We start from the raw sequence: 14,213 nt of genomic DNA on the forward strand, positions 1-14,213 counted from the left end.
GAACCGTTCAATCTCACCGTCGACGAAGGAGGTGCGTTCTGGTTTGTGAGATCCTCCCCACCGTGGACAGTAGTCCCGCCGCACGTACCTGATGCCGTGGACGCGGTCGACGGGGACGTGACGGGTCCGCTCTCCGGTGTGCGGTAGTCTCCTATCGGAACAAGTAACGCCACTCCGTCCCTCCCCAGCGCATGGAACTCCCGCCGTTCGAGTTGGAGCGATGGCTCGACGAGTACGAACCGCAAGCGGACCTGATGCTCGCCGAGAGCGGCGTCCGAAGCCTCCCGGCCGACCGTTTCGACCTCGACGTCGGCGAACTCGGCTACGTCATCCCGACCGATGGCGACCCGCGGTTCCGAGCCCAAATCGCCGAGCGGTACGGCCGAAGCGCCGACGAAGTCGTGCTCACCTGCGGCACCCAGGAGGCGGACTACCTGACGTTCATGGCGCTTCTGGACGCGGGCGACCACGCCGTCGTCGTCTCGCCGACGTACCAGTCGCTGAAAAGCGTCCCCGAGGCCATCGGGTCGGTGACCGAAGTTCGGACCGAACCGCCGAACTGGGACCTCTCCGTCGACGCCGTCGCCGACGCGATTCGGCCGGAGACGCGCGTCGTCGTCCTGACGAACCCGAGCAATCCGACCGGCAAGTACCTCGGGCCCGAGACGATGGAAGCGCTGTACGACCTCGCGGCCGACAACGACGCCTACCTGCTCGTCGACGAGGTGTACCGGATGCTCGCCGACGACCCCCATCCGCCGGCCGCGGCGCTCGGTCCGCGGGCGATCTCGACCGCCGGCGTCTCGAAATCCTACGGCCTCGCTGGTGCGCGAGTCGGGTGGACCGTTGCCGAACCCGAACTCGCCGACGCGGTCCGAAAGTGGAAGGATTACACGACCATCTCGCCGCCGATGCTCGGCCAGCACATAGCAAAGCAGGCGCTCGGCGAACGGGAAGCCGGGATTCTACGCGAGAACCGCGACCACGCGAGGGAGAACCGCGACCGGGTCGCGGCGTTCGTCGACGAGTACGACCTGGAGTGGTTCGAACCGGTCGGCGTCAACGCGTTCCCGACGGTTCCGGAGGGGTTCGATTCGGGGAACGCGTTCTGTCGGTCCGTCTTCAAAGCCGAGAGCGTCGTCCTCGCGCCGGGGGAGGTGTTCGGCTACCCCGACAGATTCCGCCTCGGATTCGGCCTGCACACCACCGAGTTAGAGGAGGGTCTCGAACGCGTCGGTCGGCACGTCGAGAACGTCTGAGACGAAACCCCGTAGTCGTCGTGTCGAGCCACTGCTTTCGAGTCGTCCCGAGGAGCGTTACCGCCTGTACGACGCCGCCAACCCGTCGAGCGACTCGTGACGCTCAGTCGTGTGCGGCGCGGTCAGCGGCGAGACGCTAACCGTCCCGTCGACGATGGCGCGGCGGTCGGTGCCGTCGGGGTCCGGGATGTCGTCGTTCCGCATCCGGGTCCAGACGCGGTCGGTGAGGGTGACGTGGCCGTTCTCGCTGTCGTGGTCGGCGGTCATCTCGTACATCGTCGACGGGCGGGTGACCTGCATCGGCGCGGGGTCCTCGCCCGGCAGCGGTGCGTTGACGTTCAGATACTCGGCCCGCTCGAAGACGCCCGCGTCGGGCGCGTTCTCGACGAGATACGTTGTGGCGTCGGTCGCTTCCCGAAAGTCCTCGGGGTCGGTCGCGGCCTCCTCCCACGACAGTTCGCCCGCGGGGATGTACAGCGAGACGGCGATGGCCGGCACGCTGAAGAAGGCGGCCTCGACGGCGGCGCTGACGGTTCCGGAACGACCGAGAACGTACGCGCCGAGGTTCGCGCCCTTGTTGCAGCCGGCGACGACCATGTCGGCGTTCGGGCAGAGCGATCCGAGGCCGACGACGGTGCAGTCGGCGGGCGTCCCCTCGATGACGTAGCCCAGTTCGTGTTCGGTCACGTCGACGCGGTGGGACAGTTTCCGACCGACGGCGCTCTGGTCGTCGGCGGGAGCGACGGCCGTGACGTCGGCCACCGTCGAGAGCGCGTCGTACAGCGCGACGAACCCGACGCTCTCGATGCCGTCGTCGTTCGTCAAGAGGATGCGAGGCCTATCCATGCCGAACACTCACGCGGCGGTCCAAAAAGCCCTCCGCTCGTCGTTATCGGCGTCGGCGAGGGGGGCGGAGCGCCGACGCGAGTCGGAACGCACACAAAGCAGCGGACGTATGGACCCCCTATGGGACTCGGAAGTACGGCACGAACGCTACAGAAGGTCGCCGACATGGGCGAGGACGTGTACAAACGGCTCAACGAGGTCCGCGAGCAGGTGAAAGCCACGCAGGACACCGTCGCCGAGACGAAGGCTCGCGTCGCCAGTCTCGAAACCGAAGTCGCCGAGCAGCGCGCGATTCTCGAAGCCATCGCCGAACAGCAGGGCGTCGACGTGGACTCGGTGACCGCCGAGGCGCACATCGCCGAAGCCGAACGCATCGCAAACGCCGAGGCGGAACAGGACAGCGAAGAGACGACGGACTCCGACGAGACGGCAGTCCCCGAAGACGACGGCGCGTCCGCCCAGGAGAACGGCGCGACCACCACCGATAACGCGTAACGCTGTCCGAAGGCGCCAGTACGTGCGGGGTTGCCACTCCGCGCGCCGACGTACCGCCGCACCGACGCGCCGTGAGCGATAACAACACTAAGGTTCGGGGGCAACTTTTGCCAGCGCATGACGAACCACGCCGCTCCGCTCGATTCGGTGCTGGAGGCCATCGGCAAGACGCCGCTGGTCTCGGTCCACGCGGCCCCCGAGGAGGTGCCCGTCTACGCCAAGCTGGAGTCGTTCAACCCCGGCGCGAGCGTCAAAGACCGCATCGGCAAGTTCATGCTCGAACGGATGCTCGAACGCGGCGACGTCTCCCCCGGCGGGACCGTCGTCGAACCGACGGCGGGCAACACCGGCATCGGCATCGCCGTCGCCGCGAGGCAACTGGACCTGACCGCCGTCTTCGTCGTCCCCGAGCGATTCAGCGTCGAGAAGCAGCAGTTGATGCGCGCGCTCGGCGCGGAGGTCGTCAACACGCCGAGCGAGGACGGGATGGGTCGCGCCATCGAACGCGCTCGTGAACTCGCCGAGGAACTCGACGACGCCGTCGTCCCCCAGCAGTTCTCGAACCCCCTCAACGCCGAAGCGCACTACGAGACGACGGGTCCCGAGGTGTACGACGCCCTCGACGACGAAGTCGGCGCTATCGTCGCCGGGTGCGGCACCGCGGGGACGCTCATGGGGATGGCCCGCTACGGTCGCGAGCTTCATCCCGACACCTACGTCGTCGCCGTCGAACCGCAGGGGTCGCTCTACCGGACGTTCAAAGGAAAAGACGCCGAGGAGGGCGAGTACAAAACCGAGGGAATCGGCACGCACGACCCGAGTACGAACGAACTGTTCGACCCGGAACTCGTCGACGACGTCGTCGCCGTCGCCGACCGCGACACCCACGCCGAGATGCAGCGGCTCGCCGCCGAGGAGGGTCACCTCGTCGCCTCCAGCAGCGCCGCCAACAGTCTTGTCGCGCGCGACGTGGCCGAAGGAATCCAGTCGGGCGAAATCGACGCGCCGTACGACTCCGTGGTGACGGTTTTCCCCGATTCGAGCGAACGCTACCTCTCGAAGGGCGTCTACGGGTCGTTCGAGGAGTGGGAAGGGTAGTGCAACATCAGTCGACGTGCGTCGCGTCCCGATAGACGCCGTCGGCCCACCCGCGGAGGATGTCGCGGACCGCTTCGAGATCGCTCGAGTCGTCCGCCGGGCGCTCGGTGACGACGGTCCACCCGTCCTCGGGGTCGTAGCCGAGTCCGTACAGCGTCTCGTTTCGCTGGAGTGCGAGCAGCCTGACTCCTGGTTCCTGGGCGACGAGCGCCATCGGGGCCGCTTCGGTGATGGCGTCGCTCCCGCGGAGCGCTCGGAGTTCGGCGTCGGTCAGCGCTCGGTCGGGCAGCGACTCGAACGGTCTCATACTGAGCGATAGCACCGGCGAGAAAAAGAGCGCGGTGGTCCCGTCTCCGTCGTCCGTTCTCGGGCCGAACTCACGGCACCAGTCTGCCGTGTTCGACCATCATGCAGTGGTCCTGCGTAATTTCGAGTCCCGCCTCTTCGGCGCGGGCAGCCGCCTCGTCGTCGCTGATGTCGAGCTGCAGCCAGACGGCTTTCACGTCGCCGCGTTCCTCCTTGCGGGCGATGACGTCGTCGACGATGCCCGCGACCTCCTCGCTCGGGCGGAACACGTCGACGAGGTCGATCTCCTCTTCGACGTCGGCCAGCGAGTCGTACGCCTCCCGGCCGAGAATCTCGTCGGCGTAGGGGTTGACCGGAATCACGTCGTAGCCGTGGTCCTGGAGGTACGCCGGAATGTCGTGGGCGTCCTTCCCGGGCGTCGACGAACACCCGACGACCGCGACGGTGTCGTGTTCGAGCAGCCTTCGCAGTCCCTCGTCGTCGCTGATGGGCATAGATAAGATGGTTACCGCCCTGCGAGCAAAAGCTTTGACACGGAGGGGAACGCCGGTTTAGAGGCGAATCGTCGGCGGTGCGTCCTCGTCGGTGATGACGATGCCGTCGAACAGCTGCTTGAGCGTGTTCAGCGTCCGGTCGTCGTGGACCGTCGAGTCGATGCAGAACAGCCCCAGACCGTCGACGCTCTGAATCCGCCCGGTGAAGACGTGCAGAAAGCGAAAGACGGTCTGGAGGTTCGAGTACATCAAAAGCGTCGACAGCGAGTGGACGCCGATGCGGTTTCGCTCGACGCGCTGGTCGGCGTAGAACGTCTGGAGGAACTCGGAGAGTTTGATACCGATACCCGTCATGTCGACGGGCGAGGATGTGTACTTCACCCGGTTGTCGTCTCGGGCGTCGCCGACGCCGCGCTGTCGGGTGACGCAGTCGACGACGGCGACGGGTCGGTCCTGATAGACGGTCCGGTCGCCGAAGTCGTCGAGGACGCGCGTGGCGCTGTCTTTGGTGGTCACGAAGATGCTTCCGTCGCCGCCGTCGGCACCGGCGGCGAGGATGTCCAGCGTGAGCGCACGTTTGCCGGTGAGCGGCGGCCCCGTCACCAACAGGTTCGTCCCCGGGTCGACGGCTTCGTCGAGCGCCGGCGAGAGGTCATACATCCGCGCCGCTCACCACCGAACGTTCGGGTCGGAGATCGCTGTCGGCGCGGCGCAACACCTCACCCGGTGTCATAGGATGGTGAGACCATATAGTGTACCGATATTATTCTTTTTGATTGGAACCATCCCGCGTCGACTCACAGCAGCGCCCCCGTCGCTCGTCCGGCGATGAAGGCACCAGCAGCCAGAAACATGCCGAGTTTCAGCCGCCGCTGTCCGACGCTGGGGTCGCGAAACGACTGGAGCGCGGCCCCGAGCATGAGCGCGTCGGCCGGGACCACGAGCACGATGTAGACGAGTCCGAGCGTCCCGTAGACGTACGGGACCGGACTGGCCAAGATTGCGAGCGCCATCGCCGCGACGCCGACCCACAGCGCCCGCCGCTCGCCGACGACGATGGGAAGCGTCCGAAGCCCCTGCTTTCGGTCGCCGTCGATATCCTCGACGTCTTTGACGACTTCGCGGGTGAACGTCGCAACGGCGGCGAGCAGAAACAGCACGACAGCGTCGGAGACCCATCCGACGGACGCCGCGCCGAACAGGAACGTGCTGCCGGTGAGGTACGCGACGACGGCGTTGCCGACGCCCGGGAGCCCCTTGAACAGTTTCGTGTACGCGACGAGCGCCAAGAGGTTCGTCACCGCGATGGCGATGGCGACGACCGGGAGCGCGGCGGCGGCGACGACCGCGGCCAGAAACAGCAGGAGGCTGAACGCGAGCGCGCCGCGCGGCGACACTGCTCCGCGCGGAATCGCTCGATCTGGGCGATTGATGCGGTCGATCTCGCGGTCGAAGTAGTCGTTGACCGCGTTGCCCGCGGCAGTCGCGCAGGCCGTCGCCGCAACCGCCGCCACCGCCTCTCGCTGCCCGCCGAGTAACGCGTCCGGGGCGGCGACGAACACGCCGGTCGCCGTCAGCAACGCGGCCGCGATGGTGTTGCCCGGTCGGGTGAGGTCGAGCAAACCCCGGAAACGCTCGCCGAGAGACATAGCAAGCACTGTTACACCGGCGCTGATAAATCGCGCGGAGTGAGCGCGACGGCAAACCACGGCATTTAAACACTCCGCCGCATTCGAGTAGAGTGAAGGGCGCTTAGCTCAGTCTGGACAGAGTGCTTGGCTTCGGACCAAGTTGCCGTGGGTTCAAATCCTGCAGCGCCCATACATTTGTGCGATGATAATCGCCCGAAAGCGTAGGTATTACCGGTGGAACGGGCATACTTTTGCTTTCGTTCGATGGGAGATTGGGCGAGTGGGTGTCACCGGGATTCGCGTACGTCCAAACTGGTATCTACGGAGAAAATCAATCGCCGATTGACGGGCAATCATCTCTTCTGCCAGCGAAACTGCTTCAATCCAGTTTCGCAGTCAGCGCTCACTCACCCGGAATGGATGCTCAAGTGTCAGCGTCTGCTGTTGCATCGTCACCGGCCAGTTCTGCGACGAGGACGCCCACCTGATCGTGCACGCGCTCAACCGCCGTCAGCACGAATCCGGCGTCGGTGAGTGCGTCCACGAGCATGCCGACGGTTGCTGCGTCAACCCCGTGGCCGAACAATGGTTCCTCGGGGTCAGACGAGTTGAAGAACATCGCGTCGCCAAGGACGAATCGGCGCGGGCCGAGACTGGCGATGGCCTCGGTGGCCTCGCGTTTTTCCTCGTCGGTCAGGTGGTGGAAGGCGAAGTTCGACACGACGACGTCTATCTCTCCGTCGTACTGCGGGTCGCGGAACTCGCCATAGCCGAATTCAACGTTCTCGATACCGTTGTCAGCGGCTTTCGACCGCGCATGCTCCAGCATTCCTTCGCTGATGTCGCGCCCGACGACGCACTCAGCATTCTCTGCGAGTGCGAGCGCAATCAGGCCCGTGCCTGTTCCGAGATCGAGTACCACGTCGTCGGGGCGAGGGTCGGCGTGGTCGATGACGAGTGAGGCGCACGCATTGTAGATCGGCTTCTCTTCGCTGTCGTGTTTGTCGTCGTAGTGACTGGCTATCTGTGAGAACCGATCGGCGAGATCTTGAAGGGGTTCGTCCATTATCGCCACCCACCTTCGAAATTTTTCTTGGACAGTTCCATATTCACGGTCGTGCCGACTGCGTATCCATCGGCGAAGGCCGGTTCGGTTAGGAGGAGTCGAGCTGTTGGGTGAGTTCGACGATCAGCCCCTCCGGACCGCGGACATAGCAGAGCCGGTAGATGTCCTCGTAATCACGGACTTCGCCGACTGTGTCAAAGCCTTTGCTTCGTAGTCCATCAACGATCGTATCGAGGCCATTGACCTCAATGGCGATGTGACGGAAGCCCATCCGGTTCGCAGGAAAGTGGTGTGCGCCCTCATCGTCGATCGGCGCGTGGTACTTGACGAGTTCGAGCCTGCCACTGCCGTCCGGCGCTCGTACCATCACCACCTCCGCCCGGACGCCGTCGAGTCCGTTGATCTTATCGACCGTCTCGCCCTCGACCGACGCCCCGCCCTCGCGCTCGAATCCGAGGTCGAGAAAGAACGCGGCCACGGCGTCGAGATCATCGACGACAACACCCACATGATCGAAACGTAGCCTTTCCATCTCATGCACTCTAGACGTTCGACTCTATTGAACCAACCTGCTACTGAAACGCTGAAGTTGCGAGGACGACCGGGTCGGGAGTAATCCGTTTTCGGCGGTTGATTGGAGGAAACCCCAACGATATCTACACGTCCTGTATCTTGCACAGGTGAGTAGAAGCATCAACTCCCTGTCTGAAACAACAGTTTTGAGACGGTCGAATTCGGCCGCCTCACGTCTGAAAGGTCGATTCGTTCGATAGTCGAACCGGAGCCTGTAGCGCCCATACATTTGCGCAGCGATAGTCGCCAGATAGCGCAGTAATTGTCGCACAAACAGGTAAACGTCTGCGTTCGTCCGATTATCGAACGACAGGAGGTTTCCACCGGCGTTCGCGTATTTTCTGGCAGTACTGCTAGAGATCGATATCCGCTCCGGTCACTGTGTCACCCATACAGAGCAATTGTCGAATGATTACGAGAGGGTATGCAAACGGTTCCGTCGCATCCATTTATTGCAAATCACCATCTGCAGATATCGGTTCGAGGTCGTGACGCTCGGTCCAGACACCGAGATACCAGAAGACCGGCGCAAGTTCTTCCGCTTTCTCCGTGGCAGTGTACTCCACACGGGGTGGAATCTCGTTGTACGCTTTCCGAGTTAACAATCCAACTGCGGTGAGTTCCTGAAGCCGATTTGACAGCGTATTCGGCGCGATATCCACTGCTTCCTCTAAATCGCTGAATCTGAATGGCCCGTCTCCAGTTGCGAACTGGTGGAGGATCACGATGGTGTGTTTCTTCCCCAACAGGTTAAGAAGCGCAGACATCGTTTGAGTGTCTCTCTCTGCTCGTTCAGATTTTGGCGGTCTCGCTATCTCATTGGAGAGAATCGTCTCGATGAACTCTTCCGCATAGGGTGGTTCGACCATAGGAAGGCTCTACCTTCTGAAGTCATATAGCTTGTTTCTTCATAGGTAGTGAGTAGCTACACAGGAGTGGTGTTACTCCATAACTCCTAACTTTGTAGTATATTACTTCAGGAGATGTATTGTTGAATATGGCAACCAAGAATGCCACGACCAGAGCTGAAACGAACGAGTTCGTCGGCGTGTTCCGACTCGTAAAATTCGGAATTGCCGCGTTACTCGCCGTGAGCATCGTGAATGTACTCGTACTGTTCATCGGAGTAGCGATGGTTGACTTCCCGGCTGAATTCGTCGGGGGACCATTCGGACCGCTTGCGGTGGGTCCAGTGGTCATTAATTCGGCCGTAGCCGCCCTCGGGGCGACCCTCGTGTACGGCGTGGTCACGCGCTACGCAGCCCGGCCGAACCGGACGTTCACCGTCATCGCAGGTGCGATACTGATTCTCTCATTTGCGATGTTCCTCGCACCCGACCTGGCCGGCGCGCCGCCGAGGGTCTTCGCTACACTCGCGGTGATGCACGTGACCGCCGCAGTCACCATCGTGGGTGTCTTGACCCGTGCGACGACCCAAAAGGAGATGTCCCGATAAATGCTCACGGATACGGTCTCCCCGCGGAACGGCGTGCTCTATCCCCTCTAATTTCCGACCGATGCCGTCGTGCTCGGGTTCCTCCCACCTGAGGACGAGCGCATTCAAGCGACGATCGACAGTATCATGGACGAGCTCTTGACTGACGAAGGGCTTGTACACCGATCGCGCGGGCCCGATACCCGCTCGGAAGGCCCAGTACGTTTCTCCTCTGTTCGTTCTGACTCGTAGATGCGCTCGTGCTCGCCGATCGTGTCGAAGAAGCCCGTGACGTGTTCACGAACGTCCTCGACCACGTCGATTCCCCATATCTGCTGTCGGAGCGTATCGACCCTCGAACCGGAGAGTTCTACGGAAACTTTCCGCAGGCGTTTAGCCATATCGGACTCGTGAACAGCGCGATCTACCTTCGACGTGCCTCCGACGGCGACTCCTTAGTACACGACCCGCTCGGTGAAGACAAATTACGACCTCTCTTCCGAACGTCATTTCGCGTCGAGTGGGCGGAGCGAACGAGGCGTAAAAGGTTGGGATTCAAATTCTGTAGCCCATTTTTATGCGGCGAACTGAGGAGGACAAGGACACACGGCGAAGGATGGAGATCTCGAATCCGATCTACTTCAGATCGTCGCCCGTCTCTCTGAAGGAGTCGCACACCGAGCGATGGTCCTATCGAACTCGCTTCAGTAGCGCGTCCGGAGGAGATACTCCCCCAGGACGACGACCGAAAACACAAGCAGCGTGACCGAGACGCCCCACAGCGTCGGGGACTGCAGCTGGTTGACGAGCAGTTCGTAGCCGGCGTACCCCGCGAGAAGCGTGCCGAGAAGCCACAGCGTCGCGCCGACGTAGGGCGCGTCGACGGGACGAAAGCCGGACGCCGCGGCGAGCGTCTCCGTCGGGTCGGAGGTGGTCATCCGTCGTTTCCGACTCCGAGGGTGTCGCTGTAGCTTTTTCGATAGCCGACGGTCGTCTTCACCGGGTGACACTACAGTGACGCTGACCCTTCGTTAAGTTGCCCATACTATTGCCCTTCCGGGGCTTTCACCGACTGGGGAACACAACATGCCCCAGGCACGAAATAGCGGAGACGGACGAAACAACGCTCGTCAGTCCGGCACCGCCAACAACCAAGCAAACGCCGATGAAACGGCCGATGCTCACGCGTCAGCGACTGCGGAACGACGGACGGAGCGTCCGGGCGCGCTCGAACGCATGTCGTCGTGGTTCGCGGAGGCGGCGCTCCGAAGCGGCCTCGCGATTATCGGCTTCGCGCTGCTGCTGTTCGCGCTCGGACAGGCGGTCGGGTTCGACCTCTTGGGGGTCGTGGCCGACGCCTTGACGTCGCAGACCGGTCAGTGGCTCCTCGTTGCCCTGTTCGCGGTGTTCATCATCGCGGCTTCGGCGCAGCGCGGACTCCCGAACCGGTAGTACTCCCTATTTCGGCTTTTTATGCGGCGAGACGACAGACGAGAGTTCGTCGATTCGGATACTCCGACGACTAACTCGGCTCCCCGACCTTACGACTGAGAGCGCCACCAGCGAGCGCGAGGTAGGGAGAGAGACGAGACGCGCTCGAACGGAAGTAAGGGGAAGGGAGTACGAAGAGAGCGAGCGTTTACTCGCGGTCCGTCTGTCCGGTCTTCGGTGCCGAGCGTCCGGAGAGTCCGAACACCGAACGAGCCGTCGCGATGGGTTTCGGCCGGCCGACGCTCGACTGGACGACGTACATCGCGATGGCGACGCCGACAGCCGTGAACTGCACGATTCGCGAGGGGTGAAGCATCGCGAGCACGCCGGTCGTGAAGAACGCGATGCGTGCGCCGAAGGTGATGGGTCGACCGAACGCGAATCGGTAGTTGATACCGTGGATGATCGCTACCGCGCCGAGCAGCGCAAGCGCTCCCGACGTGAGCGAGAGCAAGTCGAACTCCGAGGAGACTATCTCGGGATGGTAGACGAAGACGAACGGGAGGACGAACAGCGGCGCGGATATCTTGATGGCCTCCACGCAGCTCTTCCAGAAGTCACCGCCGGCGATACCGCAGGCCACCGCGACGCAGGTCGCGATAGGCGGCGTGAGGCCCGCGAGGATGGCCGCGTAGAAGACGAAGAAGTGACTCGCGAGTTCGGGGAGGAAGAACTGGTTGATGAGCGTCGGCGCGATGAGGAGCGCGACGATGGTGTAGGACGCCGTCGTCGGCATTCCCAGCCCGAGGACGATACAGATGATCATCGCGAGGATGGCAGCCACGAACAGCACGCCGCCCGAGAGGTCCATCAGCGTCAGCGAGATGGCCGTTGGGACGCCCGTCGTGGTGAGGATGTCGACGACGCCGTTGATGGCTGCGAGGATGATGGTCACCGGCGCGAGGACGATGACACCTTCGCGCGCGCCGTTGAGCGTCTCCCAGGCGACGCGCTTCGTCGCCGCTCCGGCCGTCTCGTCGCTCGTACCGGCAGCGGCCTGGAGGACGGGGATGAGTACCCCCGTGATCAGCATCGAGGTGGCCGTCCATAGCGCCGCGGTCATCACCGTCACCTGGACGATGCCCAGGAGGTAGATGAGGACGGCCAGCGGCACGCCGTACTTCACGACCTCGGTGAGGAACTCGGCGCGCGGCATCGGTTCGGAGATGAGCCGCTCGGGGTCAGTGCTGTCCAGTTGCGGAACGGAGACGTAGTGGACCGCGACGAAGATGGTCACGCAGAGGATGACCGCCGGAATCAGCCCGGCGACGATGACGTCCGCGTAGGTGATGCCCGTGATGAGCGAGGCCATGATGAACGCGCCCGCGCCCATCACCGGCGGGAGCACCTGTCCGGCGGTCGAAGCGACCGCTTCGATGGCCCCGGCCGTCTCGGGTTTCATCCCGTTGCGCTTCATCAGCGGGATGGTGAACGATCCGGTCATGCCGGCGTTTGCGGTCTGGCTGCCGTTGACGGAGCCGATGACCGCACTCGACAGCACCGCCGTCTGTGCGATGCCGGAGTCGATGTACCGCGCCGAGCGGAACGCCAGGCGCATGATGAGGTCGAACGCGCCATACGCCTTCAAGAAGCCCGCGTACAGGAGGAACAGCGCGATCCACGCCGCGACGAGGCGGGTGAGGAAGCCGAAGAAGCCGTCGACGCTGATGACGACCGTCCGGAGGATGCGTTCGATTCCGAGTCCGCCGTGTTCGAGCGGTCCGGGCGCGTACATGCCGAAGTAGCCGTAGGCGAAGCCGGCGAGGACGACGATGAGGAACGTCTGACCGAACGCCCGCCACGTGAGGTAGATGATGACGATGCTGAACGCGGCCGCCATGACGTACTCGTTGGGCAGGGCGCGTCCGGCACGGTCGATAGCGACCGCCTGATAGTTGACGGCGAGGTAGCTACAGGTCGCGGCGACGACGACAGCCGAGAGAGACAGCGGTATCGTGTCGACGAGATTCTCGCGGCTGAACGCCCGCTTCAGATCCGCGAAGAGCTGTCCTCGGCCCCCACCGGCCAGCGACATCAGTTCCGTGAAGATGAACAGTTCGAGGATGCCGCCGAGGAAAACTACGCCGTACTGACCGCGGGGTATCATCTGCGTGTAGGCGTACCAGATGACGAGTCCCCAGAAGAAGACCGAAAACAGGATCAGAAGATTCCGCATCGACACCGGTTCGGCGTCGCCCGGCTGCTCTTGGTCGATCCCCTCTGTGACCTCTGTCTCGCCGTCACCGACGTTCGCTTGGCTCATCTGTCCTCACCGCCGGTGTGTTCGCGTCGTCCGATGCACCGCCGCTGGTCGCCTCGACTGTCTATGTGCATTGTTCGTGAGGTATCCAAAAACGCGCTCTTACAAAGCTATTCGTTGGTCTCGCCGCGCGTCCACTCGTCGTTCCAGACGTCGTTTTCCTCCCAGTAGTCGGCGACGCCGGGGTGGATTTCGAGGTCCGGAATGACCGCCTGCGTCATCGACTCGACGCCGGAGTGGTCGAGCGCCGTCGGGTCGGCCTGCTGGATGGCCTGCCAGTGTTCGCTGGAGAGGCGGGCGACCTCCTTGGTCGCCTCCGCCGGAACGTCGGGGCCGAACGCCCACTGGCCGGCGAGCGCCCACGAGGTGACCTGGTCGGTCACTCGCGTCACGTCCTGCTCCCAGCCGTACGGCTCGAACTCGGTGAGGAGCGCGCCGGGGGTGTCTTCGATGGTCTGTCGGAAGTTGTCGTCGACCTCGATGGCGTAGAGTTCGCCGTTGCTCCGCACGTCGACCTCCTGGACCCAACTCGAGAGCTCCTTCCCGTTGGCGCCGTAGATACAGAGCGCGTCGGCTCTGCCCTCTTCGACGGCACCGGCGATGTCGCTGGTGTCGAGGTTGAGGATGTCGTTCGGCTCCCAGAGCCCCGCCTTGCGGATAATCTCCTCGGTCAGCAGGCGCGTCCCGAAGCCGGGTTGGATGGGGTAGATGGTGTAGCCGCCGTCGGCGAGGTCGGCCGTCGACTCGATGCCCGACCCCTCCATAGCCACCCAGTAGATTTCGAGGCTGGTGAAGATGAACCCCTGCATCGGCATGCTGTCGACGGGGTCTTCGGCGAATGGTCCATTGTCGTTCATCGCCTTCGACAGCGAGTTGTTGTCGACGCCGATGCTCGAGAGGTTCCCGCTGTCGAACTCGTAGAGGTTCGCCGTCCACCCGTCGGTCACCTGCACGGAGATGTCGAGGATATCGCTGTGCTGACTCGCCGCCCGCGCCAGCGCTTGCCCGGCCTGCTGCGTCGAACTGCCTGAGGACGTTCCGCCGATGACGATCTCGTAGTTTCCCCCGTCGCCGCCGCCGCTGCCGTTACCGCCGCCACCGCCGCCACCGCCGCCACCAGAATCCGAACATCCGGCGAGACCGATTACGCCGAGGGTCGTCGCTCCCTTCAGTACGTCACGTCTATCGATACGCTGGTCGTCAGTCATGCGGACGTTAATTGTCTTTCCTTTATTTAACTTTGATGCCATCGTCATATT

18 protein-coding genes and 1 tRNA gene are annotated in these 14,213 nt (G+C 63.3%); 7 read left to right on the forward strand and 12 right to left on the reverse strand.

Going from position 1 to position 14,213, the window contains the following annotated elements:
* Positions 1-191: 191 nt before the first annotated feature.
* Positions 192-1,259 carry an aminotransferase class I/II-fold pyridoxal phosphate-dependent enzyme gene (locus LAQ73_RS00005; protein WP_224269211.1) on the forward strand — a complete coding sequence of 356 codons (1,068 nt, stop codon included), beginning with the start codon at positions 192-194 and terminating at the stop codon, positions 1,257-1,259.
* Positions 1,260-1,316: 57 nt separating this feature from the next.
* Here the strand turns inward: LAQ73_RS00005 and surE are convergent, their stop codons facing one another.
* Positions 1,317-2,105, reverse strand: a complete 789-nt coding sequence (gene surE / locus LAQ73_RS00010; protein ID WP_224269212.1) for a 5'/3'-nucleotidase SurE — start codon at positions 2,103-2,105, stop codon at positions 1,317-1,319.
* Between the two features lie 120 nt (positions 2,106-2,225).
* Between surE and LAQ73_RS00015 the strand changes: the two genes are divergently transcribed.
* Both LAQ73_RS00015 and LAQ73_RS00020 read left to right on the forward strand, forming a co-directional pair.
* A complete protein-coding gene (locus LAQ73_RS00015) occupies positions 2,226-2,600 on the forward strand; it encodes a DUF5798 family protein (RefSeq protein ID WP_224269213.1) in 375 nt (124 codons plus the stop codon).
* A gap of 117 nt (positions 2,601-2,717) precedes the next feature.
* Positions 2,718-3,698: a PLP-dependent cysteine synthase family protein gene (locus tag LAQ73_RS00020; RefSeq protein WP_224269214.1), complete on the forward strand. Its 981-nt coding sequence runs from the start codon at positions 2,718-2,720 to the stop codon at positions 3,696-3,698.
* A 7-nt stretch (positions 3,699-3,705) separates the two neighbouring features.
* Here LAQ73_RS00020 and LAQ73_RS00025 read toward each other — a convergent pair whose 3' ends face one another.
* The 4 genes from LAQ73_RS00025 to LAQ73_RS00040 all read right to left on the reverse strand — a co-directional run bounded on the left by LAQ73_RS00025 (position 3,706) and on the right by LAQ73_RS00040 (position 6,147).
* Positions 3,706-4,005 carry a DUF7964 domain-containing protein gene (locus LAQ73_RS00025; RefSeq protein WP_224269215.1) on the reverse strand — a complete coding sequence of 100 codons (300 nt, stop codon included), beginning with the start codon at positions 4,003-4,005 and terminating at the stop codon, positions 3,706-3,708.
* A gap of 70 nt (positions 4,006-4,075) precedes the next feature.
* A complete protein-coding gene (locus LAQ73_RS00030; protein ID WP_224269216.1) occupies positions 4,076-4,498 on the reverse strand; it encodes a CoA-binding protein in 423 nt (140 codons plus the stop codon).
* Positions 4,499-4,555: 57 nt separating this feature from the next.
* Positions 4,556-5,158, reverse strand: a complete 603-nt coding sequence (locus LAQ73_RS00035; RefSeq protein ID WP_224269217.1) for an RAD55 family ATPase — start codon at positions 5,156-5,158, stop codon at positions 4,556-4,558.
* Between the two features lie 137 nt (positions 5,159-5,295).
* Entirely contained in the window at positions 5,296-6,147 is an 852-nt protein-coding gene (locus LAQ73_RS00040; RefSeq protein WP_224269218.1) for a geranylgeranylglycerol-phosphate geranylgeranyltransferase, read from the reverse strand.
* A 97-nt stretch (positions 6,148-6,244) separates the two neighbouring features.
* Between LAQ73_RS00040 and LAQ73_RS00045 the strand changes: the two genes are divergently transcribed.
* Positions 6,245-6,319: transfer RNA gene (locus tag LAQ73_RS00045), tRNA-Arg, on the forward strand.
* A 234-nt stretch (positions 6,320-6,553) separates the two neighbouring features.
* On the opposite strand, the gene LAQ73_RS00050 is transcribed toward LAQ73_RS00045, so the two are convergent.
* The 3 genes from LAQ73_RS00050 to LAQ73_RS00060 all read right to left on the reverse strand — a co-directional run bounded on the left by LAQ73_RS00050 (position 6,554) and on the right by LAQ73_RS00060 (position 8,637).
* The gene (locus LAQ73_RS00050; RefSeq protein WP_224269219.1) at positions 6,554-7,195 is read right to left on the reverse strand and encodes a class I SAM-dependent methyltransferase; all 642 of its coding nucleotides are present in this window, start codon (positions 7,193-7,195) and stop codon (positions 6,554-6,556) included.
* Positions 7,196-7,283: 88 nt separating this feature from the next.
* On the reverse strand, positions 7,284-7,727 hold the full coding sequence (locus LAQ73_RS00055) for a VOC family protein (protein ID WP_224269220.1): 444 nt from the start codon (positions 7,725-7,727) through the stop codon (positions 7,284-7,286).
* A gap of 490 nt (positions 7,728-8,217) precedes the next feature.
* Positions 8,218-8,637, reverse strand: a complete 420-nt coding sequence (locus tag LAQ73_RS00060) for a winged helix-turn-helix transcriptional regulator (RefSeq protein ID WP_224269221.1) — start codon at positions 8,635-8,637, stop codon at positions 8,218-8,220.
* Positions 8,638-8,765: 128 nt separating this feature from the next.
* Here LAQ73_RS00060 and LAQ73_RS00065 point away from each other — a divergent pair, with 128 nt between their 5' ends.
* Positions 8,766-9,224, forward strand: a complete 459-nt coding sequence (locus LAQ73_RS00065; RefSeq protein ID WP_224269222.1) for a DUF6069 family protein — start codon at positions 8,766-8,768, stop codon at positions 9,222-9,224.
* A gap of 104 nt (positions 9,225-9,328) precedes the next feature.
* Here the strand turns inward: LAQ73_RS00065 and LAQ73_RS00070 are convergent, their stop codons facing one another.
* A complete protein-coding gene (locus LAQ73_RS00070) occupies positions 9,329-9,604 on the reverse strand; it encodes a hypothetical protein (protein WP_224269223.1) in 276 nt (91 codons plus the stop codon).
* Between LAQ73_RS00070 and LAQ73_RS17780 the strand changes: the two genes are divergently transcribed.
* The gene (locus LAQ73_RS17780) at positions 9,497-9,868 is read left to right on the forward strand and encodes a glycoside hydrolase family 15 protein (protein WP_425601113.1); all 372 of its coding nucleotides are present in this window, start codon (positions 9,497-9,499) and stop codon (positions 9,866-9,868) included. The genes LAQ73_RS00070 and LAQ73_RS17780 overlap by 108 nt on opposite strands.
* A gap of 39 nt (positions 9,869-9,907) precedes the next feature.
* Here the strand turns inward: LAQ73_RS17780 and LAQ73_RS00075 are convergent, their stop codons facing one another.
* Positions 9,908-10,141 carry a hypothetical protein gene (locus tag LAQ73_RS00075; RefSeq protein ID WP_224269224.1) on the reverse strand — a complete coding sequence of 78 codons (234 nt, stop codon included), beginning with the start codon at positions 10,139-10,141 and terminating at the stop codon, positions 9,908-9,910.
* Positions 10,142-10,289: 148 nt separating this feature from the next.
* On the opposite strand from LAQ73_RS00075, the gene LAQ73_RS00080 reads away from it, so the two are divergent.
* Positions 10,290-10,655 (forward strand): hypothetical protein, encoded by a 366-nt coding sequence (locus LAQ73_RS00080; protein ID WP_224269225.1) that lies wholly within the window; start codon positions 10,290-10,292, stop codon positions 10,653-10,655.
* A 187-nt stretch (positions 10,656-10,842) separates the two neighbouring features.
* On the opposite strand, the gene LAQ73_RS00085 is transcribed toward LAQ73_RS00080, so the two are convergent.
* Together LAQ73_RS00085 and LAQ73_RS00090 are read right to left on the reverse strand one after the other, a co-directional pair.
* Positions 10,843-12,870 (reverse strand): TRAP transporter permease, encoded by a 2,028-nt coding sequence (locus LAQ73_RS00085; RefSeq protein ID WP_345778409.1) that lies wholly within the window; start codon positions 12,868-12,870, stop codon positions 10,843-10,845.
* Between the two features lie 194 nt (positions 12,871-13,064).
* On the reverse strand, positions 13,065-14,126 hold the full coding sequence (locus LAQ73_RS00090) for a TAXI family TRAP transporter solute-binding subunit (protein ID WP_425601135.1): 1,062 nt from the start codon (positions 14,124-14,126) through the stop codon (positions 13,065-13,067).
* Positions 14,127-14,213 lie beyond the last annotated feature (87 nt).

This window comes from Haloprofundus salinisoli, assembly GCF_020097815.1.
GTDB classification, from domain to species: Archaea; Halobacteriota; Halobacteria; order Halobacteriales; family Haloferacaceae; genus Haloprofundus; species Haloprofundus salinisoli.

Excerpts from the sequence above, each read along its gene's own strand:
- LAQ73_RS00080 (WP_224269225.1), top strand. The coding sequence starts at position 10,290 with ATGCCCCAGGCACGAAATAGCGGAGACGGACGAAACAACGCTCGTCAG.
- LAQ73_RS00015 (WP_224269213.1), top strand. The coding sequence starts at position 2,226 with ATGGGACTCGGAAGTACGGCACGAACGCTACAGAAGGTCGCCGACATG.
- LAQ73_RS00035 (WP_224269217.1), bottom strand. The coding sequence starts at position 5,158 with ATGTATGACCTCTCGCCGGCGCTCGACGAAGCCGTCGACCCGGGGACG.
- LAQ73_RS00030 (WP_224269216.1), bottom strand. The coding sequence starts at position 4,498 with ATGCCCATCAGCGACGACGAGGGACTGCGAAGGCTGCTCGAACACGAC.
- LAQ73_RS00040 (WP_224269218.1), bottom strand. The coding sequence starts at position 6,147 with ATGTCTCTCGGCGAGCGTTTCCGGGGTTTGCTCGACCTCACCCGACCG.
- surE (WP_224269212.1), bottom strand. The coding sequence starts at position 2,105 with ATGGATAGGCCTCGCATCCTCTTGACGAACGACGACGGCATCGAGAGC.
- LAQ73_RS00050 (WP_224269219.1), bottom strand. The coding sequence starts at position 7,195 with ATGGACGAACCCCTTCAAGATCTCGCCGATCGGTTCTCACAGATAGCC.
- LAQ73_RS00020 (WP_224269214.1), top strand. The coding sequence starts at position 2,718 with ATGACGAACCACGCCGCTCCGCTCGATTCGGTGCTGGAGGCCATCGGC.
- LAQ73_RS00085 (WP_345778409.1), bottom strand. The coding sequence starts at position 12,870 with ATGCGGAATCTTCTGATCCTGTTTTCGGTCTTCTTCTGGGGACTCGTC.
- LAQ73_RS00025 (WP_224269215.1), bottom strand. The coding sequence starts at position 4,005 with ATGAGACCGTTCGAGTCGCTGCCCGACCGAGCGCTGACCGACGCCGAA.
- LAQ73_RS00005 (WP_224269211.1), top strand. The coding sequence starts at position 192 with ATGGAACTCCCGCCGTTCGAGTTGGAGCGATGGCTCGACGAGTACGAA.
- LAQ73_RS00065 (WP_224269222.1), top strand. The coding sequence starts at position 8,766 with ATGGCAACCAAGAATGCCACGACCAGAGCTGAAACGAACGAGTTCGTC.
- LAQ73_RS00070 (WP_224269223.1), bottom strand. The coding sequence starts at position 9,604 with ATGGCTAAACGCCTGCGGAAAGTTTCCGTAGAACTCTCCGGTTCGAGG.
- LAQ73_RS00060 (WP_224269221.1), bottom strand. The coding sequence starts at position 8,637 with ATGGTCGAACCACCCTATGCGGAAGAGTTCATCGAGACGATTCTCTCC.
- LAQ73_RS00055 (WP_224269220.1), bottom strand. The coding sequence starts at position 7,727 with ATGGAAAGGCTACGTTTCGATCATGTGGGTGTTGTCGTCGATGATCTC.
- LAQ73_RS00075 (WP_224269224.1), bottom strand. The coding sequence starts at position 10,141 with ATGACCACCTCCGACCCGACGGAGACGCTCGCCGCGGCGTCCGGCTTT.